At 43.6% G+C, this 1,847-nt stretch carries 4 protein-coding genes; 1 reads left to right on the top strand and 3 read right to left on the bottom strand.

Going from position 1 to position 1,847, the window contains the following annotated elements; all coding sequences use genetic code 11:
* Positions 1-432 (bottom strand): primase-helicase zinc-binding domain-containing protein (locus PSI15_RS17880; RefSeq protein ID WP_273584689.1); only part of this gene is annotated, 432 nt, incomplete at its 3' end.
* A 3-nt stretch (positions 433-435) separates the two neighbouring features.
* Positions 436-795: a hypothetical protein gene (locus PSI15_RS17875; RefSeq protein WP_273584688.1), complete on the bottom strand. Its 360-nt coding sequence runs from the start codon at positions 793-795 to the stop codon at positions 436-438.
* A gap of 311 nt (positions 796-1,106) precedes the next feature.
* Here PSI15_RS17875 and PSI15_RS17870 point away from each other — a divergent pair, with 311 nt between their 5' ends.
* Positions 1,107-1,286 carry a YlcI/YnfO family protein gene (locus PSI15_RS17870; protein ID WP_273584687.1) on the top strand — a complete coding sequence of 60 codons (180 nt, stop codon included), beginning with the start codon at positions 1,107-1,109 and terminating at the stop codon, positions 1,284-1,286.
* Positions 1,287-1,464: 178 nt separating this feature from the next.
* Here the strand turns inward: PSI15_RS17870 and PSI15_RS17865 are convergent, their stop codons facing one another.
* The gene (locus PSI15_RS17865; protein WP_273584657.1) at positions 1,465-1,749 is read right to left on the bottom strand and encodes a helix-turn-helix transcriptional regulator; all 285 of its coding nucleotides are present in this window, start codon (positions 1,747-1,749) and stop codon (positions 1,465-1,467) included.
* Between the last annotated feature and the right edge of the window lie 98 nt (positions 1,750-1,847).

Raw genomic sequence — 1,847 nt, 5'->3', positions numbered from 1 at the left:
GGCTTGAGACAAGAGCCTGCTCACTTTCTCGATTATTGAGGAAGTTCCTGATTTTGGAGACTCCTTTCTGGCGGGCTTGGGTTCCGACAAAGGCAGAGCCAGCGCACCCGAAACTAACTTAGCGGCTTCAAAGACTGTGATCCCTTTGGTTCTCGCCACTAAATCCAGCCCATCACCGTGATTGGGGTGATCACACTGGCGACAATGCCAGTCCCCGTTACCGTGATCGTCGATGAAGTGAAAACGGTCAGTTCCCCCACATATCGGGCAAGCGCCATGCTTCCTCTTTGCCGGAACCTCAACGCCACAGGCGGGCAACAGGCTTTGCCAATGATTCATAGCGGATTTTTTTACCGTATGGATAATGTCTATTGGGCTGATTTCTTCATTGTTTTTACGGCTGTTATATCCATATGCAGATGATTGACTCATGGCTTATTCCTCATACACAGCCGCTTGAAGCGCATGGTAGACTTCCTGATTGATATCACAGGCCAACGCAATCAGGTTATTTAAATCGATGGAACATTCAGACTTGGCTTTTTCAAGAATGACGTAAAATAAAGAGGTCGCCAGCCTTGTATTGTGCATGGCTTGATCCAGTGAGATGGGCGCTCTATGCTCGTACACGCTGACGATTTCAGTATCAACGGTTTCATTATCTAGCATACAAGCACTGCGAATATTTTTGGCGGCGTTCTCCGCACCGCGCAATGTTTTGTATTTGTAGCGAATAGTTTCTTTTTTTATCTCGCCTGTATGCTGATTTGTCGTGGTGACAATGATCTTAAACATGGCTTACCTCCTGAACGAAGATAAGGCGCACTGGATGAAGATCTGTTAGTCGTTGATTGCTTGCTGCAATTAGGCATGTAAATTTAAGGCGAGTTTGGGTATGCTGTTGTACAGCCATAATCGTTACCTCTATTAACGGTTGTTGGTCAGACGCCTCGATAGTGTTACAGCACTTCGGGGCGTTGTTTTTTTCAGCCTGAATTAACTCAAGGTGTGCACCACTACAGTTACAAGATGTGGTATGCGTCAACACTATTATTTTGTTTTTCTTGCCGTATACTGTGTACCACCATTCAAGCACGGAGTCACATATGCCAACGGCAGACATAAATAATAAATCACAAGAATTAGTAGCACGTGTTCCACACGAAGTTGTGGAATTGATGGAACTGACAAAAGAATCTGGCGAAAGCACAGGTAAATACATTGTTGAAGCCATCAGAACAGAAGCCAAACGCCGCCAGCGTAAAACTAAAGCATCATCTGAATAATAATCAACTAACCCTCTTAAAGAGGGTTGTTTCTCAAATTGATGGTTACTTAATTTCAAATAATTTCTATAGCTAATATCTACCATCACATCCCTTTATGCCAAAAATCAGGCTATTTTTAGAGTGAGTTTGATCACTGCCAATTAAGGCAGTTAATTTTTTTCATGATGTTATTTTTTTAATTGGTAGGTTTACGGCTATACGGATTATTTATATTTTCTACGATTGGCGGATTATGTACCCAGTGCAACAAGTCACTGAGCAACCAAGCACAGGAATTACGGCCTAATGGCTTACGGGCAGGGAAGCGTCCTTCATTTTCCAGTTTCCATGCTGACGTTCTGGAAATAGAGGTAATGTGATGGCGTTCCTTTTCGCGGACAAGGCGATCATAAGGTTCACCATACTCGGAAAGGATAGAACGGCGTTCTTCTGGTGTAGGAGAATTATACTGAATGGTCATGTTACCCTATATGAACGCATCCCGTTTGCAAGACAAAAATCACGTTGACATCGACGGTAGGTTGCAGCTCTATATCCGGCCTTATTGCAGCCATATAG

It is taken from the genome of Xenorhabdus sp. PR6a, assembly GCF_028599065.1.
Classification (GTDB): domain Bacteria; phylum Pseudomonadota; class Gammaproteobacteria; order Enterobacterales; family Enterobacteriaceae; genus Xenorhabdus; species Xenorhabdus doucetiae.
This window is presented reverse-complemented; position numbering and strand designations above follow the sequence as displayed.